A 21709-nucleotide genomic window follows, 5' to 3' on the forward strand; every position below is an offset into this window, starting at 1 on the left:
GAGACAGGCTACGAAGAGGATTTAGAAGCGCGCTTTGGGCGTCGCCACCGGAATCGGATGGCTGCCATCGAGCGGCAGGAAACAACCCTGATCCGCGTCGTAAGCCTGGATTTCGCTGGTTTCGATGTTGTACACCCAACCATGGATAAACAGCTGACCGTTGGCCATGCGCGAGGCCACCGACGGGTGCGTGCGCAAATGTTGCAACTGAGCGATCACATTCTCTTCGGTAAGGATGTGCATGCTCTCGCTTTCATTCGAGCAATGGCAGTTGTCCTGAACCATGGTTTTCGCCACTTCCGCATGGCGCAGCCAGGCTTTGACCGTAGGCATCTTTTCCAGGCCCTGCGGGTTGAGTACTGCGCGCATGGCGCCACAGTCGGAGTGGCCGCAGATGATGATGTGCTGCACGCCGAGCGCCAGCACTGCGTATTCGATGGCTGTGGAAACACCACCGTTCATTTGCCCATAAGGCGGCACGACGTTGCCGACGTTACGGGTGACGAACAGGTCGCCGGGGGCGCTTTGGGTGATCAGCTCGGGAACAATGCGCGAATCGGCGCACGCGATGAACATCGCCCGAGGCCGCTGGGCCGTGGCGAGTTTTTTGAAGAGTTCTTCCTGCTGCGGAAAGATCTCGTGATGAAAATGCAAAAAGCCGTCAACGATATGCTGCAGCGCTGCATCGGCGGTTTCCGCCTCGGGTTGGGCTGAAGCCGACGCAGCCAAAGGCTGTTTATCCTTGTCACTCATGATTCATCCTCTTTGGCGGAGTAAGGGAATTTTCCCGTTTTGTCCGATGTGAAGCCAGTGGCTGTATAAAAAACATCCAGGTCGAAAAGCAGACCCATCAGTCACTCGATGAACAAGGTAGCGGCCGAAGCTTAACTCAAACTGAATCAAGCGCTCTAGAACGTGCGTTCCAGGTCATAAGAAATATGACCAGCTTGAACGCGACGTACTTTTTTCACTACTCCACCATAGGTCCAATGGTCCTTAAATCAATGACATCTGGCGACCCGGCGGACAAAAGGCTTTGCAGTCCAGATCGAAACCTTCCCGACGGTTGAGCCCCAGGCGCTTGATGGTTTTGGCAAAACGCTGCGCCAGCATATCGGCAAATGGTCCTTCACCGCGCATACGGGCGCCAAACCGACTGTCGTAAAGCTCCCCACCACGGCTCTGGCGGATCAGGCTCAACACATGAGCTGCACGCTGAGGATAGTGGGCGGCCAGCCACTCTTCGAACAGCGGCGCCACTTCCAGCGGCAGGCGCAACATCATGTAAGCCGCAGTTTGCGCTCCGGCCGCATGGGCTTCAGTCAGCAGGCTTTCGAGTTCGCTGTCGTTGATCATCGGAATCATCGGTGAACACAAGACACCCACCGGAATCCCCGCTTCACGCATTACCCGGATCGCCCGCAGTCGTGCCTTGGGCGCAGCCGTACGGGGTTCGAGGATGCGTTTGAGCTCATCGTCCAGAGTGGTGAGGCTGATCATTACCGCCACCAGTCGTTGTTCGGCGAGTTCGGTCAGCAAGTCCAGATCGCGCAGAATCAGCGAGCCCTTGGTGATGATGGTCACCGGATGACGATAGCGCAGCAGCACCTCGAGGGTCCTGCGGGTGATTTTGTATTCACGCTCGATCGGCTGATAAGGATCGGTGTTGGAGCCCAGGTTGATCGGCGCGCATTGATAGCCGCGTTTGGACAGTTGCTCTTCCAGCACATCGGCGGCGTTGGTCTTGGCGATCAGTCTGGTTTCGAAATCCAGCCCTGGCGACATGTCCCAGTAGGCGTGGCTGGGCCGAGCGTAGCAATAGATACAGCCATGCTCGCAGCCACGATAGGGATTGATCGAGCGGTCGAAGGGCAAGTCCGGCGAGTTGTTGCGGGTAATGATGGTCTTCGCCGTCTCGATGCGCACCTCGGTGCCTTGGGTGATCGGCGCTTCCTGATACCAGCCGTCATCCTCGGCCACCGAACGGTTCGGTGCGAAACGGTTGTGCGGGTTGGTGGCGGTGCCGCGACCGCGGGGTGGCAGAGGCGTGTTCATCGATAAAAACCCATTGACTGTATGTGCATACAGTATCAAGGGGGCAAGCGACAAGCCAGTGCCGTTCGGCGAGTGAATGTCGGAGATTATATAAAGGAACTAACAAGACAAGTTTATGGATCAAGCGCATCGCGCAACTGTCATCACCGGAAATATATATCAAGTAGCGCAATTACAAAGGCTGTTAGTACTATCCTCGTCACACGAAGTTGTCGTGAATTATTAATTAAAAGGATTTAGTCATGTCGTTTTTTAATCAGCGTGGTATTTTTTTGCAACTGTTGGCGCCCAGCATAACCAATCCTCGCGAAGCACAAGTATCGATGCAGCTTGCCCGTAAAGAGCTGGGATGGGATGCGGTAAATGAAGTGCAGACAGAGGCACTGGTCGATTCCGTTTATGTGACAGCGGTTTCCAGCGATGGTGGTCAGTCCTTCACGATCAAGACCATTAACAGCGATGTGGACGGTGATGGCGATATCGATGGTGACGACAAGGCAAAACTGCTGGCCTTGGCCAAGGCTTATTCCAGTATCGTAAATCCCTGAAGTTGATAGTTGTTGCCAGGCCTGCATGAGACTCCATGCAGGCCTGGTTTTATCGGTGTCTATTAACTCAAGGTCTTGCCGGATAGTGTCTCTCAGTCAACTAGCGATGTCGGACAGTCCGGCTGATCTGAATGACAACCAGCCTCGGGCATTTGCTGTTCTATTCACGATTCTTTGACAGTGCCCTCACAGGTCTTTGACTGTCCCGAGTTCAGGCTGTCGATCACTTATCCATCACTTCACGGTCGCCTGAGCATGTCCCTACTGCGCCTTCTACCTGCGACGTTTCTTTTGTCGCTGGCCGCACTTTTCAACCTGACGCTGGCCCACGCTGATGACGCTGCTCTATCCCGGCCTGCGGACTGGGCTCAATCGGTGGAGGTTCAGTACAACCTTTATCAGATGTCCCCGACTCTCTATCGCAGTGCGTTGCCGGACAAGGGGGCGGTGCCGTTGCTGGAAAAACTCAAGGTCGCTACCGTCATCAACTTCCTGCCTGAACCGGACTCAAGCTGGTTGTCCAACCCCGGAATCACCCAGATACAGCTGCCCTACCGCACCAATCACGTAGATGACAGTGATGTGCTCAAGGCCATTCGCGCGATTCAGACCGCCGAGGCCAAAGGCCCTGTGCTTATGCACTGCAAACACGGCTCGGATCGCACCGGCCTGATGGCGGCGATGTACCGGGTGGTGGTGCAGGGCTGGAGTAAGGAAGATGCGCTGAGTGAAATGACTCAGGGCGGTTTTGGCGATAGCACCCACTTCAAGGACGGCATTCGCTACATGATGCAGGCCGATGTCGACAAACTTCGTACGGCGCTGGCCAATGGTGAGTGCAGCACAAGTCCGTTTGCCATGTGTTCGATGAAGAGTTGGTTCAACTCGGCTCACATCGAGTAATCGCGCCTCAGCTACCTACTGCGACTGGGAAAAGATCCTCGGCAAGTGGCCGTTCCAGAAACGCCTCTAGAGATAACAGCAGAGAGTGTGAATCCCCAGGTGAAAAAATGGCTTCGCGAAAGGCCTTACCTGTTTGGATATTGAAAACCCAATCTCGCTCAAAGCGTTTGAAGGCTTCGGTGGCTAGTACATCTGACCAGTTGTAGGCGTAAACCGAGGCGCCGTAACCGGTCACCATATAATCGAAACTGTTGGCGAGCCGGCTATAGGAAGACAGTTTCAAGTGAGGAATTTCCCGCTGTACGTCTTCGAATACCCGCTGAACGCTACGGCCATCACCCTGAGAGCGGTGCAATTGGAAATCAAATAAGCCAGCCATCAGCAATCGGGCTGTCTGCCAGCTGCTATGGGCTTGAAGCGATGTCAGTGCTTTATCGATTTGAGCCTCGGTCAAGCGTTCACCGGTGCGGTGGTGGGCCGCCAGCCACTGTAGAAACTCTCGTGAGAAACACCAGCGTTCGAATAGTTGGCCGGCAAATTCCGCCGTGTCGCGTCCCAGCTGGGAGATGCCTGAAAGGGTGTAATGCGGTGAACGAGTCAGGGTGTGGTGCAGGCAGTGGCCAAATTCATGGAAAAGTACCCGCAGATCCAGATGGGTCAGCAAACAAGGTTGATCAGCCAAGACCTCCGTGAAGTTGGCGTGAATAACGGCAATTGGCAGGGTCAACCGGCCTTCGGCGTCCACTCGCCGGTTGCGCGGTGTTGCGGTCCATGGAAAGTCAGGAGCCTCCTTGCGATGGAACGGGTCGAGGTAAATATGCCCGACCACCTGCCCGTGCTCGCTGACTTCAAACAGACGGACACTGTCATGCCAGCGGCTGAACGTTGTTTGTTCAACGATCCGAATTCCGAACATGCGCTCGCTGAACAGGCAGATTCGGCGCAGGGTTGCGTCCAGGGGAAAATAATCGCGCAGGCTTTTCAGGGGCGTATCGAGGTATTGCTGACGCAGCTTTTCGGCGAGAAACTCGTGGTCCCAGGGCTGTACCTCAGCGATACCCTGGCTGGCTGCGAAAGTCTTGAGCATTTGCGCATCCTCCTCGAAACTCGATGTTTTCAGCGCCACTTGTCGACGCAGGAATCCGCTGACCTGTGCGGTTGAGTCCGCCATCCGGTTCGCCAGGCTCAATTGGGCAAAGTTTTCATACCCTAGCAGTTGGGCTTTGCGATGACGCTGAACCAACAGCGATTTCAATACCGGTCCATTATCGAATTGTCCGGCGTGCGGGCCCTGATCGGAGGCTCGAGTGTTGAAGGCAACGAAATACTCTTCACGCAGGGGGCGGTCTTCGGCATAGGCCATGACTTGATTGCAGGTGTCCTGATCCAGGGTTATCAGCCAGCACTCATGCCCAGCCTGCCGTGCGTTGAGTGCCAGACGATCTTTGGTCGCCAGGGGTAAACCGTTGAGTTGAGCGACATTGTCGATACGCTTGCTCCAGGCCGAACTTGCATTCTCCAGGTTCTTTAGAAACAGGCTCTCGAGCGCGCTGATTTCGCGATTCAGGTGAGCAAGTTGTTGCTGTTGATCGAGGGGCAACTCGATTCCAGAGAAACGAAACCTGCGCAGAATCTTGTTCAGCACGGCTTTGCGAGACTCATCGAAACTTGCGGCGATCGGGCTTTGTGCAAGCTTTTGATAGGCTCGGAACAGCGCCTGATTGCTCATTTTTTCGGTTTTGTACTGCGCCATGGCATCACGACATGCATCGATTGCCAGCTCCCAGGTGTCACCTTCGTGCTTCACCATGGCGAGGGTTTCGATGATGCCCATGGCTTCAGCCAAGCGTGCATCGGTGTCATCGACCGCCAGCACAAGGTCGTCCCAGGTCGGGAATGTTGATTGGGTGGCGATGATGTCGGGAATGGCCTGACGGTTGTCGCTGATGATTCTTTCGATGGCCGGCACGAGATGCTCGGCGCGAACGTGCGAATAGGGCGGCAGGTCCCAGTGCTGCAGAAGCGGATTGGTATCTGGCATGGTGTCTTCCTTGACTGGAGGCTGAATGTGCTCAGCCTAAAAGGAAGCGCAGGGGAAAGGTGGTAGATAGATACCACCTTCCACGGGAGTGAAAGGTGGTGTTCCAGTCAGTTTTGCTCGTCAGGCTTTTTCTTCAGCTTCGGGTTCGGGAAAAACTGTACGGCCTGAACCTTGGCGTCCGGCACCTTGAGTGCCGAGGTGTTAACCCGGGTGCCCAATTCCTTGGGCACCGACAGACCTTGTTCATTCAGCGTGTCGGAATAACCGCAGGCTACGCATTCGCGATGCGGAACGGTGTCTTCGTTCCACATCATCAATTTGTCCGGCTCGCTGCAGGCCGGGCAGACCGCCCCGGCGATAAAGCGTTTTTTGGTAATCACAGGTCCCTCACTCATGCTGCCGCGTCCTCGGTCAGGCCGCTGTGGCGCAAGAGTGCGTCAATCGATGGCGCACGGCCACGGAAGTCGACGAACAGCACCATCGGTTCCTGGGAACCACCTCGTGCCAGGATCGCTTCGCGGAAGGCACGACCGGTCTGGGCATTGAGCACGCCGTCTTCTTCGAACTTCGAGAAGGCATCGGCCGACAACACTTCAGCCCACTTGTAGCTGTAGTAACCCGCTGCGTAACCACCGGCGAAGATGTGAGCGAAGCTGTTGGGGAAACGGTTGTAGGCCGGTGGACGCATGACCGAAACCTCATCACGCACGCCTTCGAGCACTTGCAGCACGCTGCGGCCGTCGCCGTGGGTGGCGTGCAGCTCGAAGTCGAACAGCGAGAACTCCAGTTGGCGGACCATCATCAGGCCGGACTGGAAGTTCTTCGCCGCGAGCATTTTCTCCAGCAGATCCTGAGGCAACGGTTTGCCGGTTTCGTAGTGACCGGAAATCAGTGCCAGACCTTCCGGCTCCCAGCACCAGTTTTCCATGAACTGGCTTGGCAGCTCGACCGCATCCCAGGCCACGCCGTTGATGCCGGATACGCCAGCGTGCTCGACACGGGTCAGCAGGTGATGCAGGCCGTGACCGAATTCATGGAACAGGGTGGTCACTTCGTCGTGGGTCAGCAGGGCTGGTTTACCGCTGTCGGCTGGGGTGAAGTTGCACACCAGGTTCGCCACCGGGCTTTGCAGCACACCATTGATTGTGCGGCGGTGATCGCGGGCGCCGTCCATCCAGGCACCGCCACGCTTGTTGGCGCGGGCATAGAGGTCGAAGAAGAAGCGGCCGACGTGCTGGCCGTTTTCCTTGATTTCGAACAGGCGAACATCCGGGTGCCAGGTATCGAAGCCTTTCAGCTCGGCGATCTCGATGCCGTACAGGCGCTGGACGATGGCGAACAGCCCACCCAGAACCTTGTCGATCGGGAAGTACGCGCGAAGGGTTTCCTGGGCGACGCTGTAGCGTTGCTCGCGAAGTTTTTCACCGTAGAAACCGCTGTCCCAGCTTTGCAGGTCCGGGCAACCCTGTTCGGCGGCGTAGGCCTTGAGCTGCTCCAGATCTCGGACGGCGAACGGCTTGCTGCGCTTGGCCAGGTCGCGCAGGAAACTGAGTACCTGATCGCTGGATTCGGCCATTTTGGTCGCCAGGCTCAGCTCCGAGAAGCTGGTGAAGCCCAACAGTTTTGCCAGTTCCTGACGCAGGTCGAGGATTTCTTCCATAACCGGGCCGTTATCGTTCTGACCGGCATTCGGGCCTTGGTCCGACGCACGGGTGCAGTAGGCGGCGTAGACTTCTTCGCGCAGGGCACGGTCCTGGGCGTAGGTCATCACCGCGTAGTAACTCGGGAATTCCAGGGTGATCAGCCAGCCGTCGAGGTCTTTGGCTTGCGCGGCGGCGGCCATTTGCGCCTTGGCCGAATCGGTCAGGCCGGCGAGGGCGGCCTCGTCAGTGATGTGCTTGGTCCAGGCCTGGGTGGCGTCGAGCAACTGGTTGGAGAAGCGACTGCCCAGCTCCGACAGTTTGCTCTGCACGTCGGCGTAACGTTTTTGTTCGGCTTCAGGCAAGTCGATACCCGACAGGCGGAAGTCACGCAGGGCATGCTCCAGGATGGTTTTCTGCGCCACGTCGAAACCGGCGGCCTCAGGACTGTTCGCCAGCGCTTCATAGGCCTGAAACAGTTCACGGTTCTGGCCCAGCTCGGTGGCGTAGGCGCTCAGGGCCGGCAGGCAGGACTCGTAAGCCTCGCGCAACTCAGCGCTGTTGCACACGGCATTGAGGTGGCTGACCGGGCTCCAGGCGGCGCCCAGACGATCGTTGAGTTCGTCCATCGCCAGCACCAAGCCGGCCCAGGTCGGTTGTTTGGCCTGAGTCTTGAGGATTTCGACAATGGCGGCGCGGTTGTCAGCCAGGATTTTTTCAATGGCCGGTTGCACGTGTTCGGCACGGATCGCCGAGAACGGCGGCAGGTCGTAGGACTGCAGAAGAGGGTTGTTCACGCTCACGGTTGGCACCTTGGCTGGAAAACATGCGGGAAGAAACATGCGCCCATCTTAATTACAATCGACGCTCACCGCAGCTATCGGCAACAGAGAGAAACCCTATCGTGACCCTTCGCAAGTATCAGAACTACACGCCGCTGCTGGGCAAAGGCGCTTTTGTCGACGGCTCGGCAGTGGTGATCGGCGACGTCGAAATCGGCGAAGACAGCTCCGTCTGGCCGCTGACGGTGATCCGCGGCGACATGCATCGCATCCGGATCGGTGCGCGTACCAGCGTGCAGGACGGCTGTGTGTTGCACATCACCCATGCAGGGCCATTCAACCCCGATGGCTTTCCGTTACTGATCGGTGACGATGTAACCATCGCGCATAAAGTCATGCTTCATGGTTGCGCCGTGGGCAACCGGATTCTGATCGGCATGGGCAGCATCGTCATGGACGGTGCGGTGGTCGAGGACGATGTGATCATCGGCGCCGGTAGCCTGGTGCCACCGGGTAAGCGCCTGGAAAGCGGTTTTCTTTATGTCGGGAGCCCGGTGAAGCAGATCCGGCCGCTGACGGACAAGGAAAAAGCCTTTTTCACCTACAGCGCGGCGAATTACGTGAAGCTCAAGGACCTGCATCTGGCCGAAGGCTACGACCAGCTCTAAGCCTCTTGATAACGGAAAGCGTCTCGCTATTGCTCAGGAATTTCCATGCATTACCAAACCGTATTGTTCGACCTCGATGGCACGCTGACCGACCCGCGCGAAGGCATCACCCGCTCCATCCAGTTCGCCCTGAGCAAACTGGGTATCGATGAACCGGACCTGACCAGGCTCGAACATTTCATTGGCCCGCCATTGTTGCAGGCGTTCATGCAGTTCTATGACTTCGACGAACCCAAGGCCTGGGAGGCAGTGAACTTCTATCGTGAACGCTTCAAGGTCACCGGCCTGTATGAAAACCGCGTGTTCGACGGCGTCACGCCTCTACTGGAAACCCTCGGTGGCCAAGGGCGGCAGCTGTACATCGCGACCTCCAAGCCATGGGTTTTCGCCCGGGAAATTGCCCGGCACTTCGACTTCGCCAAGCATTTCAAGATGATTTATGGCAGTGAGCTGGATGGCACGCGGACCAACAAGGTCGAGCTGATTGCACACTTGATGGCCGAAGAAGGTCTCGACCCGGCCAATACGCTGATGATCGGCGACCGTAAGCACGACCTGATCGGTGCCCGCAGCAATGGGCTGGACGCGGCAGCGGTGGGTTATGGGTTTGGCAGCCGGGAAGAATTGAGCGCCGAAGCACCGGCGTATCACTTCGAGACGCTGGGTGAGTTGCATCAGGCGTTTCTGCAGCGCTGATCAAATCCCTTCGCGGGCAAGTCGGATCGCCGCACCGCCTGCGAAGGGGCCCGTTCAGCCACCGGAATTCGCTGATCCTGCCAACGCCCTCAACGCCGCCTTGCGCTCCCCAACCGGCAACGTGCCCACCTTCTCCACTGCCGCATAAAACCTCACCCAATCACCATCGACCTGCCTGAACAGTGTGGTAAACGCTGGCACCCACTGGTCATACAAACCAAACGGCAATAATCGGGCGTTGTTCATCGGGGCGTTGATCCATGCATCGTAGCGATTGTTGCCAGCCCATTGGCTGTCACGCAGGGTCCTGTACTCACGGCGCAATTGTTCGAACTCGGCCGCTTTTCGCTCACGCATTTGGTCGGCCGGCAGCGGCAGGGCGTAAAGCCGTTCAAGCCGGGTGCGGGTGTCCAGAATCAATTGGATGAACTGGTCGCGTTGGCGTACCAACGCTCCATTATCCGGCGGCATGTCTCGGAATGCGCGCCATTGGCGAGTGCCTTCCTGTTCGACGAACGTGGCGAAGGACTCGTTGAACTCGGTGTCGTCTTTCACATAAAAACGTTGGTGCGCGAGTTCGTGAAAAATCAGCGTGGCCAACCGTTCGTCGCCCCACGCCATCATCGAGCTAATAATCGGATCGTTGAACCAACCGAGCGTCGAATAGGCCTCGACGCCGCCGATCGACACGTCCATACCTTGCAGGCGTTGCAAGGCGGCCTCGCCGCGAGCAGCGCTCTGACTGTAAAAACCGCGATAAGCGACGCAGCCGGCAACGGGGAAGCAATGGTTCTGTGGCTTCAGCGAAAACTCCGGCGTGGCGAAGACATTCCAGACCACATATGGCCGGCCGATGTCGGCGTACAAGCGGTAGCTCTGGTTGTCCGGCAGATGCAGGTGTTGGCTGGCGAACGTTCGGGCCTTTTGTGACTGGGCCAGATGCGCACGCAATTGCCGATCGCGGGCGGGATCGGCAATCACATTGGCAACCGGCTCCCGAGCCCGCAGCAAGTGCAGCTGACCACTGGCCAATTGGCCGTAATAGCTGACGCTCGCGCAGCCGTTGAGCAACAAAAGAATCACACCCGGAAACAAAATGCGTAAAACGCGATCAAGTAACCCAAGGCTTGGACGCGGCCTGATCAAAATAAAAAAATCCCTGGAAAGTCTGCCCGCAAGACTATCCCGCCTATTGGAGCTCCGCTATGCGCAAATTGATGCTGACGGGAGGCCTGCTGATGCTGGCCGGCTGTGCCGGATTGCCTACCCCTGATCCTTCCCAGGCTTGGATCGATCTGGACTCACGGCAGGAAGATACCGCGCTGCAAGCGCTGGAAGTCGATAACAAGACTTCCATCGACAAGCGCTACTTCCAGGTGCAGCCCGGCAGCCATGAGCTGAAGGTTCGCTACTTGTTCGCGGTCCAGCCGACCAACATTGGCCCCGACGCAGAGCCGCTGTGGCGCGACTGCCAGTTGAATGTGAAATTCAAGGACTTCAACGCCGGGCAGCGGTATCAGCTGCAAGCGGGGAATATCGGCTTTCGGCCGTGGGCAAAGCTCTATGACCAGCAGCGAAAAGTGATTGGGCAGGGTAAGCCAGCGGGCTGCCAACGCACCTGATCGGCGCTATGCTGAATGACCAGTCCTTGGGATATTCATCATGCGCAGGTTGTTGCTGTTGCTCGCTGCAGGTGCCTTTGTTGGCTGTGCGAGCCCGTTGCCGGCGGTCAATCCGCAAATGGCCTGGGTCGACTTCGCCACGCCAAGCCCCGGCGGGAAACTACTGATGGCCGAACGGCTGGACAACCAGCGGTTGCGCGATGGTCGTTACTTCCAGGTCACCCCGGGTAGCCATGAGCTGATAGTGCGTTTCGATTTTGAAGTATTTAGCGGGGGCTTGGGCTTGATGAACGCTCCGCTCGAGCGGTTGTGCTACCTGACCATCAATTACGACCATTTCGAGGCCGGCCAGCGTTATTTGCTGGAAGCTCGCTCCATAGCGCTCACCCCCAGCGCCCGGCTGTATAACGCCAAGCGGGAGATTGTCGCCGAAGATCGCGAGAGCTACTGCCTCATGTGAGGCGAATCAACTGTCATTTTTTTGGTAGATGACTTTCTTCGTGCCGCTTTCGCACGTGCCGACCACCATATTCTGATCGTGCACTTCGTCGTTGGTGACGATTTCCAGGGTGTAGGACGAAACGTTATTGGCCTGGATCTTGGCTTCGATCTCGGCCTTGAGTTCTTCACAGGATTTCGGTGCCGCGAGAGCCGATGTGGCCAGCGTGCAACAGATAACCGCCAAGGCAAAACGTTTCATGGTTGAAGCTCCCTTGAGGCAGCGCGCACGGTGATGCGCTAAAGCTGCTGTCATTTATTCGACCACAATTACGCCAGCCAGGTTTTGTTTCAACGCAAAAAAGATCGCAGTTTTCGACAGCGCCTACCGATCAATCAATAATCCAGGCGCTGCCGACGGCTGCGATCTTTTATCGGTTTAGCTGACCAACGTCGCATCCAGGCTGATTTTCGCATTCAGTACCTTGGACACCGGGCAGCCCTCTTTGGCCTTGTTGCTCAGTTCTTCGAATTGCGCCTGGGTCGCCCCGGGGATTTTCGCCTTGAGGATCAGTTTCACCGCGGTGATTGCAAAGCCGCCGTCCACCTGGTCCAGGGTGACTTCGGCATTGGTGTCAATGCTGTCGGCCTTGAGGCCAGCCTCACCGAGAATCATTGAAAACGCCATGGAGAAACAGCCAGCGTGGGCCGCGCCGATCAACTCCTCGGGATTGGTGCCTTTACCGCCTTCGAAACGGGCCTTGAAGCCGTAGGGCGCTTCTCTGAGTACACCGGTTTCCGTGGAAATCGAGCCGATGCCGGTCTTCAGATCACCTTCCCAATGAGCCGATGCTTTCTTTGTAATAGCCATGTCTGCCTCCTCAAGATCCGGCGCTAAACGTCGCGCCTTCGTGGTTTTTCGGTTGCCAGGGTTCTGAGGATAGACCGTCGGGCAAAGTTCACCTCATCTGATCAGTCCTCTAATTGCACAGGAATTTTGTCTCTCCTATTGAAACTCGGGTATATGCCCTCATTGCAGAGAACACGCTTATAGACTCGGCAGGTTTTCGTTCCTGAAAGAACCTGCTTACCCATTGGAGAAGCAGGTTATGAAACAACTGTCTGAGATCAAGTTTTCGACCCTCGATCTGGTGCCCGTGCGCGAGAACGGCAGTGCGGCCCAGTCTCTGCGCAATTCCCTGGACCTGGCGCAGCACGTCGAAAAATTCGGCTACAACCGCTTTTGGGTCGCCGAACACCACAATATGGACGGGATAGCCAGTTCGGCGACCTCGGTCCTGCTGGGCTATCTGGCCGGTGGCACTTCGACCATCCGTGTCGGTTCGGGTGGCGTGATGCTGCCCAACCACGCGCCGCTGGTGATCGCCGAGCAGTTCGGCACTCTGGAAAGCCTGTATCCAGGCCGGATTGACCTGGGCCTGGGGCGCGCGCCCGGCTCCGATCAAATGACCGCCCGCGCTTTGCGTCGCGAGCGTTCCGGCAGCGCCGACGATTTCCCGGAAGACGTGGCCGAGTTGATGCGCTACCTCGGCCCACGCACGCCGGATCAGCGGATCATTGCCATGCCGGGTACCGGCACCAACGTCCCGGTCTGGTTGCTGGGTTCGAGCCTGTTCAGTGCGCAGCTGGCCGGTGAGCGCGGTTTGCCCTACGCCTTCGCTTCACATTTCGCACCGCGCTTCATGCATGAAGCGATTCGCGTCTACCGCAACCACTTCAAGCCTTCAGCGGTGTTGGATAAGCCTTACGTGATGCTCGGCGTGCCGCTGGTGGCGGCAGACACCGATGAGCAGGCCGATTACCTGGCCACTTCGGTGTACCAGCGGATTCTTGCGTTGATGCGTGGCCAGAGCCTGGTGCAACGCCCACCCGTGAAGACCATGGACGGCTTATGGCTACCCCATGAGAAAGAAGCGGTCGGTGATTTCCTGGGGCTGGCCATGGTCGGCAGCCCGCAGAAAATCCGCGCCAAGCTTGAGGTGCTGATCGAACAGACTCAGGCGGATGAACTGATTTTCACCTGTGACCTGTATGAACATGCCGATCGCGTGCACTCCTATGAACTGTTGGCGCAGGTCATGAAGGGCTGACACTTGAACGGCATCCACAAAAAGCCGACGCCCTGGCGTCGGCTTTTCGTTATTGAGGGAAGTCAGCCCTGTTTGTAGACGATTACCTTGGAGCCCTTCTCACATTTTCCGACGACTTTCCCACCGGCAGCAGTGCCTTTGTCGACGATCTCCAGCGTGTAATTGGAAACACCCTTGGCGTCCAGTTTTGCAGCGATTTCGGCTTTCAGCTCTTCACACGACTTGACCTGGGCAAAGGCTGTTCCCGCAAGGCTCAACAAACCTACCGCCAGAATAAACTTCTTCATGGGTGCACTCCTTGGTCGGATCAATAGAGGGAGGGCATCCAGCTATCGACTGGATGCGCTCTCCCTGTAGCGCTTTGCTGTTTCCTATGGCATGCGGTCGGCGTGCAAGTTCAGACGGCTGGCTCAAACTCAGCTGCTGGCAATCCGGAAACCGACTTTGAGTGTCACCTGGAAGTGTGCAGCTTTGCCGTCCTTGATATGCCCGCGAGTTTCGGTCACTTCAAACCATTCCATGTACTTGAGGCTTTTGTTGGCTTCGGCCAGGGCGTTGTTGATGGCGTCTTCAATGCTGCTGGTGGACGAGCCAACCAGTTCGACTTTCTTGTAGGTGTGATGGTCAGACATGGCGTTCTCCTTGAGGTGTGAAATACAGCCTAGCAGTGATTTTTCTTATTTCTTCTGTCGACCAATCCGTAGCGACGTTCAGATTTACTGCACTTTCTCGAACCCCTGAAGTCCCAACCAACACACGTCACTCATCAACAATGCAGGAGAGCCATCATGGCCAACACGTCGTTACGCAACGCCTCATTGCAAAGCATGGAAGCCGAGATCGAGAGTCTGTTGAAATCGTTGGAAAACCTGAAGGACGACGCCTCGGACGAGTCGCGTAAAACCCTTAAAACGCTGAAAAGCAACGCCGAGAACGCGCTGAAACACTCACGCCATCTGCTCGCCGATGCCTATGAAGAGGTCAAGGTCAAAACCCGTGAGACCGGGATCGCGACTCGTGACTACGCCCAGGAACACCCTTGGACTACAGCCGGTGTTGCCGTTGGTGCGCTGGGATTGCTCGCGGCCTATTTATTGTTCAAGCGCGGTCATTAAGGTGTCTGGCGCAGTTCGTTTTTAAGCCACTGCGCCAACTGCCGGGCGCGCCCGTCCGCGGCGCGCTTGGGGAGCCACAACGCCAGTTGCGCCGGGGTTTCACGGAAGCCCCATGGCGCAACCAGGCGACCGGCCTTCACGTCTTCGGCCACCAGCGGCTCGGGCGCGATGGCGACGCCCAACCCGGCCACTGCTGCTTCCAGCAAATAATACAAATGCTCGAATCCCTGACCGTACTTCAGCGCCTTGTCATCGAGGCCGCTTTGCTGTGCCCAGCTCGGCCAGGCTTGCGGGCGTGAGGTGGTGTGCAGCAATGGTTCGCTCAACAGTGTGCTTGCCGGTGCGTCTCGTAGCCTTTCGTAACCGGCAAATCGAGGGCTCATGACCGGACCGATTCGTTCGCTGGCCAATTCGTAGACCTGCATATCCGCCGGCCACGGCGGCTCCGCAAATACCAATAAAGCATCCAGGCCGGGCCGTCGTGGATCAAGATCGCCTTCGCCAGCCGACAGGTGCAAACGCAGATCCGGCAGGTCCGCATTCAGGCGCCCCAAACGCGGAATGAACCAGCGCGCCAAAAGACTGCCCGAGCAGCCGAGCACGAACGGCGCATCGGCGGTGCTTTGGGTCAGCTCGGCGCAAACGCTGCGCAAACGCTCGAAGGCTTCGCCGCTGGCATCGCGCAAACGAACGCCGGCATCTGTGAGTTTAAGGCCGCGTCCATCCTTGATGAACAGGCTCACGCCGAGGTGTTCTTCCAGCACCTTGAGTTGCCGGCTGACCGCACCATGGGTGACGTGCAGCTGTTCGGCAGCCTGACTGACGCTGTTCAGGCGGGCAGTGGCTTCGAAGGCGCGAAGCGCGTTCAGCGGGGGGAGGTCATGGCTCATGGGATCTGTGAGTTTTCCTGACAGGTTGCGGCGATCTTATCGGTTTTCAGCGTGGGATGTCAGGGGTAGAGTGAACCCCATCGTCACCTCTCGAATACAACTGGAGCGACCCATGACCCAGACTAATCTGCGCAACGGCCCCGACGCCAACGGCCTGTTTGGCGCGTTCGGTGGCCGTTACGTCGCCGAAACCCTGATGCCGTTGATCCTCGATCTGGCCCGCGAATACGAAGCGGCCAAGGAAGATCCGGCATTCAAAGAAGAATTGGCCTACTTCCAGCGTGATTACGTCGGACGTCCAAGCCCACTGTATTTTGCCGAGCGCCTGACAGAGTTCTGCGGCGGCGCGAAGATTTACCTCAAGCGCGAAGAGCTGAACCACACCGGCGCGCACAAGATCAACAACTGCATCGGCCAGATCCTGCTGGCGCGGCGCATGGGCAAGAAACGCATCATCGCCGAGACCGGCGCCGGCATGCACGGCGTGGCGACCGCTACCGTGGCCGCGCGTTTCGGCCTCGATTGCGTGATCTACATGGGCACCACTGACATCGAACGTCAGCAAGCCAACGTGTTTCGCATGAAGCTGCTGGGCGCCGAAGTGATCCCGGTAGTCGCGGGCACCGGCACCCTCAAAGACGCAATGAACGAAGCCCTGCGTGACTGGGTGACCAACGTCGACAGCACCTTCTACCTGATCGGCACCGTGGCCGGTCCGCACCCGTACCCAGCCATGGTTCGCGACTTCCAGGCCGTCATCGGCAAGGAAACCCGCGAGCAGTTGCAAGCCCAGGAAGGTCGTCTGCCAGACAGCCTGGTGGCGTGCATCGGCGGTGGTTCCAATGCCATGGGCCTGTTCCACCCGTTCCTCGATGACAAGAGCGTCGAGATCATCGGCGTCGAAGCGGCCGGTTACGGCATCGAAACCGGCAAGCACGCGGCCAGCCTGAACGGCGGCGTACCGGGCGTGCTGCACGGTAACCGTACGTTCCTGTTGCAGGACGATGATGGCCAGATCATTGACGCGCACTCGATTTCAGCCGGTCTCGACTATCCAGGCATCGGCCCTGAACACGCCTGGTTGCATGACATCGGCCGCGTCCAGTACACCTCGGTGACCGACGACGAAGCCCTCGACGCATTCCATAAGTGCTGCCGCCTGGAAGGGATTATTCCTGCACTGGAAAGCGCCCATGCCCTGGCCGAAGTGTTCAAGCGCGCACCGACCCTGCCGAAAGATCACCTGATGGTGGTCAACCTGTCCGGCCGTGGCGACAAAGACATGCAAACCGTGATGCACCACATGGAAAACTCTCAACAAGTGCAGTCCAAGCAGGAGAAACACTGATGAGCCGCCTGCAAACGCGTTTTGCCGAACTCAAGGAACAGAACCGCGCCGCCCTGGTGACCTTTGTGACCGCCGGTGACCCAAGCTATGACACGTCCTTGGCGATCCTTAAAGGTTTGCCCGGTGCTGGTGCTGATGTGATCGAGTTGGGCATGCCCTTCACCGATCCGATGGCCGACGGCCCGGCGATCCAGCTGGCCAATATCCGTGCTCTGGGCGCCAAACAGAACCTGGCGAAAACCCTGCAAATGGTCCGCGAGTTCCGCGAAGGCAACAGCGAGACTCCGCTGGTGTTGATGGGTTACTTCAACCCGATTCACATGTACGGCGTGCCGCGTTTCATCGCTGAAGCCAAAGAAGCCGGTGTCGATGGCCTGATCGTGGTCGACATGCCGCCAGAACATAACGCTGAATTGTGCGACCCGGCACAGGCGGCGGGCCTGGACTTCATCCGTCTGACCACTCCGACGACTGACGATGGGCGTCTGCCGACCGTACTGAATGGCAGTTCCGGATTTGTTTACTACGTGTCGGTGGCGGGTGTGACCGGTGCGGGCGCGGCGACTCTGGAACATGTCGAAGAGGCCGTCACCCGTCTGCGTCGCCATACCGATCTGCCGATCAGCATCGGCTTCGGTATTCGCACACCGGAACAGGCAGCGGCCATCGCGCGTCTGGCTGATGGTGTGGTGGTGGGGTCGGCGCTGATCGATCACATCGCCAACGCCTCGACCCCGGATCAGGCTGTGGAGGGCGTACTCAGCCTGTGCGCGGCCTTGTCCGAGGGCGTGCGTAAGGCGCGGGTCAGCTGAAGGTAAGTTCCTGATACAGAGGAATTAGCGCTTCGCGGCACAGACTAAACAGCAAGACCGAGGGCTTCAGGACTACGTTCTGAAGCCCTTTTTGCTGTATGTGCTGCGATCTTTTGCTTTCAGGGCAACTCCAACCCACCTGCAGCCTTGTGCAATTTCCTCAAATGTTCGCCAACCTGTTTCAGGTTCTCTTCGTTGGCGGCCATTTCAGCAGCGCGGCTCGGCTCGAGCAGCGCTCGCACTTCCTTGTCGAGGTCCCCGGTCAGCACCTGAAGCTGCTTCTGGCGCAGGCTGCTTTCCGACTCCAGGCGTTTCCATTCGTTCGGCTGCGGCAAACCATAGCCACCGGTGGCGAGCAGTTCGGCCGGACGGCTGAGGAAGCCGCTATTGGCGAGAATCTGCTGCAAGGTCGCGTTGGCTTTATCCATGCCGCCGTTGTTCAATTCCCGAGCACCCAGATAGCGCTGTTTGACTTCGTCCTGAGCCAACACTAATTGTTGGCGGAAGCTCGCCTGCTCCAGTAACAGCAATGCCGCGCTGGTGCGCAGGTCCGCCTGGTCAATCCATTTGCGGCGCTCATCAGCTTTCAATGCCAGCCAGTCTTCGACCTTTTCCTGCTTGATCGGCAAGTGCTTTTTCAGCACCTCGAACATCGCTTGATATCGCTCGCGGAAGGAGTCGAAGCGATAGCCCAGGCGTAACGCTTCGCGAGGGTCGTCGAGCACGCTGGTATCCGCCAGTCCGCGGCTCTTGAGTACTTCCAGCAAGCCGTTGGGCATGATGCTGTCGAGCCCTGTCAGCTGGGCATTATTGCTGCCGCTGCGCAGCAGTTTCAGGCTTTCCACGGCGCAGTTGTTGGACAGGAAGAAGTAATTGCCGTCGTAACTCCAGTGCATCTCGGCGGCGTGCTCCACCACGTCTTCGATCTCGCTGCGCGACAGGTTCAGCGGTACCGAGGCCAGGCTGCGCAGTTCGGTCTTGGTGTATTCGTCGATCACCTGGGCCAGCGGCAACACAAACAGGCGCGATGGGTATTTGCCCACCAGCCCATCCCAACTCGACAACTGTACGTCGCCGACGAAGGCGCGGTAGGACAGCACCAGATGTTGATCCAGATCGAGGCGGCAATCCGGCCCGCGAGGCCGACCGGGCGCGCAGATCACCAGTCGCAGCATGCTGTGACCCCAGCGGCTGACCCAGTTCTGGTTGGCTTCTGCCAGCAGATAGTCGACGGCATACACCCGTTCCGGATCGACCTGGCCCAAGGGCTGTTTGGCGAAATCGTTACCCGCATTGAGGAAGGCGAATGATCGGGCGCAGGTGTCTTTGGCGGCTGGCGCCCAGCCGAAGTGTTCTTTGTAGTAGCGATACAGCGCAGGGCGACGGCAGGCATAGCTTGGGTCGAGGAGGAAGTACTCCATGTTGACCGCGACGAACTCCTTCGGGCTGCTCGTCTCGTAGATGTCCGGGCTGCGGGCAATCTGCCGGTTGTGCTGTTCGCGCTCACCGCGCCGACCGACGTATTGCGGCCAGCCGGCCAGATCGAGCAGGCGAGGGTCGTCGCTGAGGGTCCAGCGTCGGTCGGTCTGTCCGCGGCACTGATCCGGGATGCCGATCAGTCCAGAGCTGCTGTTACGTTGTGTGCAGCGCTGGATCAGTGTGCGCTCGGCGTCCGGCCACAGGCGTGCGCGGTCGTAGATGTGGGTGAGTTCGTGCAACACCGTGGCGAGCATTTCCTGGCGCACGGTGCCGTGGGGACGATAGGTTTTTTTGGTCGCGGCGCTGCCGTCGGTGAGGCTGGCGAGCAGGTTGCGATTCAGGTCGAGCTCAGACACCAGCGATGCCTGGCCATAGGCATTGCTCGGCATGTTGTCGGTCCAGCCGACATCGATGTGCCGGTCCAGCTGCTCGATGAAGCGTGGCGGTAACGCCTGCATGGCTTCATCGAGCAGTGCCTGACTGGCCTGCTGTTGCGCGGGGCTCAGGCCGTCGGTCTTGAGCCGTAATTGCAGGCCGGCCTGGGCCGTGTTGCCAAGTAGCAACACAACCCCGGCCAGCAGCCAGGCGCTTAGTGATTTCACAGTGCGAGGATGGCTTCGGCGAGAACCTGATCACTGGCGTCGCGGGCTTCCGGTACGCGGGTGCGCAAGGTGTCGAAGGCCGCCTCCAGGTGTGCACCACGGATTTCACCGTCGCTGGCGACGAAACTGGCCGCATCGTCGTGGGCTTCACGGACGATCTTCGAATCGCGGATGGACGTGGTGGTATCGGAAGTGAAATCAAGCGTGCGCTGGGAGGCACGAATGATCATGTTACTGGTGGCTACCAGGGTGTGGGCCTGGGCCACGTCGGCCAACAACAGCAGGCCAAGGGTGGCAGCAATCAGCGGGCTACGCATGGAGTGACTCCGGAGAAACAAGGATAACTATTGGACGAGAATTGCCTGCGCCAGTTCAAGGTCGCTGGCATGAAGTTTTGGCTGGGTCCGGCGCAGGTAGATCAAGGCCGATTCCAGTTGTGCTCCTCGCAGTTGGCCGTCACTGGCGATGAACGCTGCAGCGTCATCCCGGGCGGCGATCAGCATTTTATGGTCGAAGGGCGCGGAGGTCACCATGCTGGTGGCGTAACCACTGGCTACGGTGCCTTGTGTAGACAGGTTGAAAGCGTCGAAGGCATGGGCCGAACCCGACCAGCAGGCCGCGAGAAAAACCGGAGTGATCAACAGACTTGAAAGAAAACGCATGAGGCTCGATAGCTGAAAGCGAGCCCCAAGGCTAGCGCAATGCCCGGGCTAGAGCCAGCGCCGAAACATTGGGACACGACGGGCGTGTCCCGGTTCAGCGCAGTGGCCTAGATCGTCAGGATGGCCTGGGCCAGCTGTGCGTCGGTCGCATTCAGTTGTGGAGCCTGTTGGCGGATATGGTTGAGCGCGCTTTCCAGTTTCACGCCACGGATGGCACCATCACTGGCAACGAAGCTGGCGGCATCGTCACGGGCAGCGCGGACGATTTTGTTGTCGCGAAAGGAGGACGAGACATCCGAAGTCGCGTCGGAGGAAGCCTTCAGGCCATTAACGATGGAGTCGGTGGTCACGATAAAACTGGAGGCGTGGGCATTGGCAGCCATGGCAAGCAGGGCTGCAGCGCTGAGCAGGCGAAGGGGGGACATGAGGTAGCTCCTTTGGATAGACCGATAGAGAGGTGGCACAGGATCAGACGCCTGTCGTCTTAAAGCGTTCGCCACGGTTTATACAGATATTAGGCCTGCGTACATCGGTTAGAACAGTCCCGCTTGTTCATGCAGGCGAGCGCAGACACACTTAGAATAAACTGTACTGGTTGTTTTTATATATTTAAAAACTGTCACTGTCGGTGATTTTCTCTTCTGTACGCCCCCAATATGAAGCCCTAAAACGACAAAACCCGTCGTGGTTTCCCACGACGGGTTTTGTTTGTTCAATTCGGGTTGCTGGCGGTGGACCCGGTGGGTCAGAGCCAGCGACGCTAACTTAGCGCCAGAACGGCTTGCTCAGCTCTTCGTAGCGTTGTGCTTCGCTAATCCCGGCGTCAGCCAGCAGACGCGAATCCAGACGAGCCAGTTGATGGCGGCTGGAGATGCGGCGCTGCCACAGCATCAGGTTGGCGATAACGCGCAAAGGCAGGGAAGCCTGGGTTTTTGCAGCAGTGTCTTCGAAGAACAGCTCGGAACTGAGTGTACGTTCCATGGTTGACATCCTTCCGCTTATGGCGGGATTAGGTAGTGGTTTAACTTTGACTGATGCCAATGATCCTCTCGTTTGGCCAGTCTCTGTAGATACAGTTCACCTGTATTGTGAGAGACCAGTTAACTGTTAAACGGTGGTGTACTGGTCTAAATTGAGGCAACTGTACCTATCGGCACCAATATGGTGCATTTCATGGCGCTTGACTGGAAAATGTAGGCAATTACGGTAGGAAAAGACCGGTACAGCAGTACAGTTTTTGATTGAAAAGAATGCTGCAATAGCAAGCTGACGAAACTGTGTTTGCGTCAGCTGCTAT

The 21709-nt window shown here is 58.0% G+C and carries 26 protein-coding genes; 10 read left to right on the top strand and 16 right to left on the bottom strand.

The annotated features are described in order from the left end of the window. Window positions 1–21 precede the first annotated feature (21 nt). Window positions 22–753: a carbonic anhydrase gene (locus tag LOY36_RS00400; RefSeq protein ID WP_258671827.1), complete on the bottom strand. Its 732-nt coding sequence runs from the start codon at window positions 751–753 to the stop codon at window positions 22–24. 243 nt (window positions 754–996) lie between these two features. After that, a complete protein-coding gene (locus LOY36_RS00405) occupies window positions 997–2055 on the bottom strand; it encodes a PA0069 family radical SAM protein (protein ID WP_258671828.1) in 1059 nt (352 codons plus the stop codon). A gap of 242 nt (window positions 2056–2297) precedes the next feature. On the opposite strand from LOY36_RS00405, the gene LOY36_RS00410 reads away from it, so the two are divergent. Then, on the top strand, window positions 2298–2603 hold the full coding sequence (locus LOY36_RS00410) for a hypothetical protein (protein WP_019651194.1): 306 nt from the start codon (window positions 2298–2300) through the stop codon (window positions 2601–2603). A gap of 255 nt (window positions 2604–2858) precedes the next feature. Then, window positions 2859–3506 carry a dual specificity protein phosphatase family protein gene (locus tag LOY36_RS00415; protein WP_258671829.1) on the top strand — a complete coding sequence of 216 codons (648 nt, stop codon included), beginning with the start codon at window positions 2859–2861 and terminating at the stop codon, window positions 3504–3506. Between the two features lie 7 nt (window positions 3507–3513). Here the strand turns inward: LOY36_RS00415 and LOY36_RS00420 are convergent, their stop codons facing one another. The 3 genes from LOY36_RS00420 to prlC form a co-directional block, all read right to left on the bottom strand. Continuing rightward, window positions 3514–5547, bottom strand: coding sequence for a M3 family metallopeptidase (locus LOY36_RS00420; RefSeq protein ID WP_258671830.1), 2034 nt, complete (start codon window positions 5545–5547; stop codon window positions 3514–3516). 107 nt (window positions 5548–5654) lie between these two features. Next, the gene (locus LOY36_RS00425) at window positions 5655–5942 is read right to left on the bottom strand and encodes a YheV family putative zinc ribbon protein (protein ID WP_019651191.1); all 288 of its coding nucleotides are present in this window, start codon (window positions 5940–5942) and stop codon (window positions 5655–5657) included. Next, the gene (gene prlC / locus LOY36_RS00430) at window positions 5939–7990 is read right to left on the bottom strand and encodes an oligopeptidase A (protein WP_258671831.1); all 2052 of its coding nucleotides are present in this window, start codon (window positions 7988–7990) and stop codon (window positions 5939–5941) included. Before prlC ends, LOY36_RS00425 begins: the two co-directional genes overlap by 4 nt. Window positions 7991–8091: 101 nt before the next feature. Between prlC and LOY36_RS00435 the strand changes: the two genes are divergently transcribed. Further along, window positions 8092–8637: a gamma carbonic anhydrase family protein gene (locus LOY36_RS00435; protein WP_007940736.1), complete on the top strand. Its 546-nt coding sequence runs from the start codon at window positions 8092–8094 to the stop codon at window positions 8635–8637. Between the two features lie 45 nt (window positions 8638–8682). Then, entirely contained in the window at window positions 8683–9333 is a 651-nt protein-coding gene (locus LOY36_RS00440; protein ID WP_258671833.1) for an HAD family hydrolase, read from the top strand. A 54-nt stretch (window positions 9334–9387) separates the two neighbouring features. On the opposite strand, the gene LOY36_RS00445 is transcribed toward LOY36_RS00440, so the two are convergent. Beyond that, a complete protein-coding gene (locus LOY36_RS00445) occupies window positions 9388–10479 on the bottom strand; it encodes an aminopeptidase (protein WP_258671834.1) in 1092 nt (363 codons plus the stop codon). Between the two features lie 59 nt (window positions 10480–10538). Between LOY36_RS00445 and LOY36_RS00450 the strand changes: the two genes are divergently transcribed. Together LOY36_RS00450 and LOY36_RS00455 are read left to right on the top strand one after the other, a co-directional pair. Beyond that, entirely contained in the window at window positions 10539–10955 is a 417-nt protein-coding gene (locus tag LOY36_RS00450) for a hypothetical protein (protein WP_019651186.1), read from the top strand. A 40-nt stretch (window positions 10956–10995) separates the two neighbouring features. Beyond that, window positions 10996–11415: a hypothetical protein gene (locus LOY36_RS00455; protein ID WP_258671836.1), complete on the top strand. Its 420-nt coding sequence runs from the start codon at window positions 10996–10998 to the stop codon at window positions 11413–11415. 6 nt (window positions 11416–11421) lie between these two features. Here LOY36_RS00455 and LOY36_RS00460 read toward each other — a convergent pair whose 3' ends face one another. Beyond that, the gene (locus tag LOY36_RS00460; RefSeq protein ID WP_019580280.1) at window positions 11422–11655 is read right to left on the bottom strand and encodes a DUF1161 domain-containing protein; all 234 of its coding nucleotides are present in this window, start codon (window positions 11653–11655) and stop codon (window positions 11422–11424) included. A gap of 177 nt (window positions 11656–11832) precedes the next feature. Further along, on the bottom strand, window positions 11833–12264 hold the full coding sequence (locus LOY36_RS00465; RefSeq protein WP_007940742.1) for an OsmC family protein: 432 nt from the start codon (window positions 12262–12264) through the stop codon (window positions 11833–11835). 238 nt (window positions 12265–12502) lie between these two features. Here LOY36_RS00465 and LOY36_RS00470 point away from each other — a divergent pair, with 238 nt between their 5' ends. Further along, on the top strand, window positions 12503–13504 hold the full coding sequence (locus LOY36_RS00470; protein WP_019651184.1) for an LLM class flavin-dependent oxidoreductase: 1002 nt from the start codon (window positions 12503–12505) through the stop codon (window positions 13502–13504). A gap of 62 nt (window positions 13505–13566) precedes the next feature. On the opposite strand, the gene LOY36_RS00475 is transcribed toward LOY36_RS00470, so the two are convergent. Next, entirely contained in the window at window positions 13567–13791 is a 225-nt protein-coding gene (locus LOY36_RS00475) for a DUF1161 domain-containing protein (RefSeq protein ID WP_018927241.1), read from the bottom strand. 129 nt (window positions 13792–13920) lie between these two features. Further along, window positions 13921–14136 carry a dodecin gene (locus LOY36_RS00480; protein ID WP_018927240.1) on the bottom strand — a complete coding sequence of 72 codons (216 nt, stop codon included), beginning with the start codon at window positions 14134–14136 and terminating at the stop codon, window positions 13921–13923. Window positions 14137–14292: 156 nt separating this feature from the next. Here LOY36_RS00480 and LOY36_RS00485 point away from each other — a divergent pair, with 156 nt between their 5' ends. Further along, a complete protein-coding gene (locus LOY36_RS00485) occupies window positions 14293–14619 on the top strand; it encodes a YqjD family protein (protein ID WP_258671837.1) in 327 nt (108 codons plus the stop codon). On the opposite strand, the gene LOY36_RS00490 is transcribed toward LOY36_RS00485, so the two are convergent. After that, window positions 14616–15509, bottom strand: coding sequence for a LysR family transcriptional regulator (locus LOY36_RS00490; RefSeq protein ID WP_019651182.1), 894 nt, complete (start codon window positions 15507–15509; stop codon window positions 14616–14618). The genes LOY36_RS00485 and LOY36_RS00490 overlap by 4 nt on opposite strands. 112 nt (window positions 15510–15621) lie before the next feature. On the opposite strand from LOY36_RS00490, the gene trpB reads away from it, so the two are divergent. Beyond that, window positions 15622–16857 (top strand): tryptophan synthase subunit beta, encoded by a 1236-nt coding sequence (gene trpB, locus LOY36_RS00495; RefSeq protein WP_007940749.1) that lies wholly within the window; start codon window positions 15622–15624, stop codon window positions 16855–16857. Continuing rightward, window positions 16857–17669 carry a tryptophan synthase subunit alpha gene (gene trpA, locus LOY36_RS00500; protein ID WP_258671839.1) on the top strand — a complete coding sequence of 271 codons (813 nt, stop codon included), beginning with the start codon at window positions 16857–16859 and terminating at the stop codon, window positions 17667–17669. The genes trpB and trpA overlap by 1 nt, the downstream gene beginning before the upstream one ends. A 119-nt stretch (window positions 17670–17788) precedes the next feature. Here the strand turns inward: trpA and LOY36_RS00505 are convergent, their stop codons facing one another. From LOY36_RS00505 to LOY36_RS00525, 5 genes are all read right to left on the bottom strand, one after another. After that, the gene (locus LOY36_RS00505; RefSeq protein ID WP_258671840.1) at window positions 17789–19750 is read right to left on the bottom strand and encodes a DUF4105 domain-containing protein; all 1962 of its coding nucleotides are present in this window, start codon (window positions 19748–19750) and stop codon (window positions 17789–17791) included. Continuing rightward, complete coding sequence (locus LOY36_RS00510) at window positions 19747–20067, bottom strand: DUF2388 domain-containing protein (RefSeq protein ID WP_019651180.1); 321 nt, start codon at window positions 20065–20067, stop codon at window positions 19747–19749. Before LOY36_RS00510 ends, LOY36_RS00505 begins: the two co-directional genes overlap by 4 nt. 27 nt (window positions 20068–20094) lie before the next feature. Further along, on the bottom strand, window positions 20095–20412 hold the full coding sequence (locus tag LOY36_RS00515) for a DUF2388 domain-containing protein (protein WP_018927233.1): 318 nt from the start codon (window positions 20410–20412) through the stop codon (window positions 20095–20097). Between the two features lie 107 nt (window positions 20413–20519). Continuing rightward, on the bottom strand, window positions 20520–20837 hold the full coding sequence (locus LOY36_RS00520) for a DUF2388 domain-containing protein (protein ID WP_018927232.1): 318 nt from the start codon (window positions 20835–20837) through the stop codon (window positions 20520–20522). A gap of 340 nt (window positions 20838–21177) precedes the next feature. After that, complete coding sequence (locus LOY36_RS00525) at window positions 21178–21393, bottom strand: DUF1127 domain-containing protein (RefSeq protein WP_018927231.1); 216 nt, start codon at window positions 21391–21393, stop codon at window positions 21178–21180. Window positions 21394–21709 lie beyond the last annotated feature (316 nt).

This window comes from Pseudomonas sp. B21-019 (genome assembly GCF_024749225.1).
Taxonomy (GTDB): Bacteria; Pseudomonadota; Gammaproteobacteria; order Pseudomonadales; family Pseudomonadaceae; genus Aquipseudomonas.

Excerpts from the sequence above, each read along its gene's own strand:
- LOY36_RS00490 (WP_019651182.1), bottom strand. The coding sequence starts at position 15,509 with ATGAGCCATGACCTCCCCCCGCTGAACGCGCTTCGCGCCTTCGAAGCC.
- LOY36_RS00455 (WP_258671836.1), top strand. The coding sequence starts at position 10,996 with ATGCGCAGGTTGTTGCTGTTGCTCGCTGCAGGTGCCTTTGTTGGCTGT.
- LOY36_RS00415 (WP_258671829.1), top strand. The coding sequence starts at position 2,859 with ATGTCCCTACTGCGCCTTCTACCTGCGACGTTTCTTTTGTCGCTGGCC.
- LOY36_RS00410 (WP_019651194.1), top strand. The coding sequence starts at position 2,298 with ATGTCGTTTTTTAATCAGCGTGGTATTTTTTTGCAACTGTTGGCGCCC.
- LOY36_RS00420 (WP_258671830.1), bottom strand. The coding sequence starts at position 5,547 with ATGCCAGATACCAATCCGCTTCTGCAGCACTGGGACCTGCCGCCCTAT.
- LOY36_RS00450 (WP_019651186.1), top strand. The coding sequence starts at position 10,539 with ATGCGCAAATTGATGCTGACGGGAGGCCTGCTGATGCTGGCCGGCTGT.
- LOY36_RS00405 (WP_258671828.1), bottom strand. The coding sequence starts at position 2,055 with ATGAACACGCCTCTGCCACCCCGCGGTCGCGGCACCGCCACCAACCCG.
- LOY36_RS00465 (WP_007940742.1), bottom strand. The coding sequence starts at position 12,264 with ATGGCTATTACAAAGAAAGCATCGGCTCATTGGGAAGGTGATCTGAAG.
- trpB (WP_007940749.1), top strand. The coding sequence starts at position 15,622 with ATGACCCAGACTAATCTGCGCAACGGCCCCGACGCCAACGGCCTGTTT.
- LOY36_RS00400 (WP_258671827.1), bottom strand. The coding sequence starts at position 753 with ATGAGTGACAAGGATAAACAGCCTTTGGCTGCGTCGGCTTCAGCCCAA.
- LOY36_RS00515 (WP_018927233.1), bottom strand. The coding sequence starts at position 20,412 with ATGCGTTTTCTTTCAAGTCTGTTGATCACTCCGGTTTTTCTCGCGGCC.
- LOY36_RS00475 (WP_018927241.1), bottom strand. The coding sequence starts at position 13,791 with ATGAAGAAGTTTATTCTGGCGGTAGGTTTGTTGAGCCTTGCGGGAACA.
- LOY36_RS00520 (WP_018927232.1), bottom strand. The coding sequence starts at position 20,837 with ATGTCCCCCCTTCGCCTGCTCAGCGCTGCAGCCCTGCTTGCCATGGCT.
- LOY36_RS00485 (WP_258671837.1), top strand. The coding sequence starts at position 14,293 with ATGGCCAACACGTCGTTACGCAACGCCTCATTGCAAAGCATGGAAGCC.
- LOY36_RS00440 (WP_258671833.1), top strand. The coding sequence starts at position 8,683 with ATGCATTACCAAACCGTATTGTTCGACCTCGATGGCACGCTGACCGAC.
- LOY36_RS00460 (WP_019580280.1), bottom strand. The coding sequence starts at position 11,655 with ATGAAACGTTTTGCCTTGGCGGTTATCTGTTGCACGCTGGCCACATCG.
- LOY36_RS00470 (WP_019651184.1), top strand. The coding sequence starts at position 12,503 with ATGAAACAACTGTCTGAGATCAAGTTTTCGACCCTCGATCTGGTGCCC.
- LOY36_RS00510 (WP_019651180.1), bottom strand. The coding sequence starts at position 20,067 with ATGCGTAGCCCGCTGATTGCTGCCACCCTTGGCCTGCTGTTGTTGGCC.
- trpA (WP_258671839.1), top strand. The coding sequence starts at position 16,857 with ATGAGCCGCCTGCAAACGCGTTTTGCCGAACTCAAGGAACAGAACCGC.
- LOY36_RS00425 (WP_019651191.1), bottom strand. The coding sequence starts at position 5,942 with ATGAGTGAGGGACCTGTGATTACCAAAAAACGCTTTATCGCCGGGGCG.
- LOY36_RS00525 (WP_018927231.1), bottom strand. The coding sequence starts at position 21,393 with ATGGAACGTACACTCAGTTCCGAGCTGTTCTTCGAAGACACTGCTGCA.
- LOY36_RS00480 (WP_018927240.1), bottom strand. The coding sequence starts at position 14,136 with ATGTCTGACCATCACACCTACAAGAAAGTCGAACTGGTTGGCTCGTCC.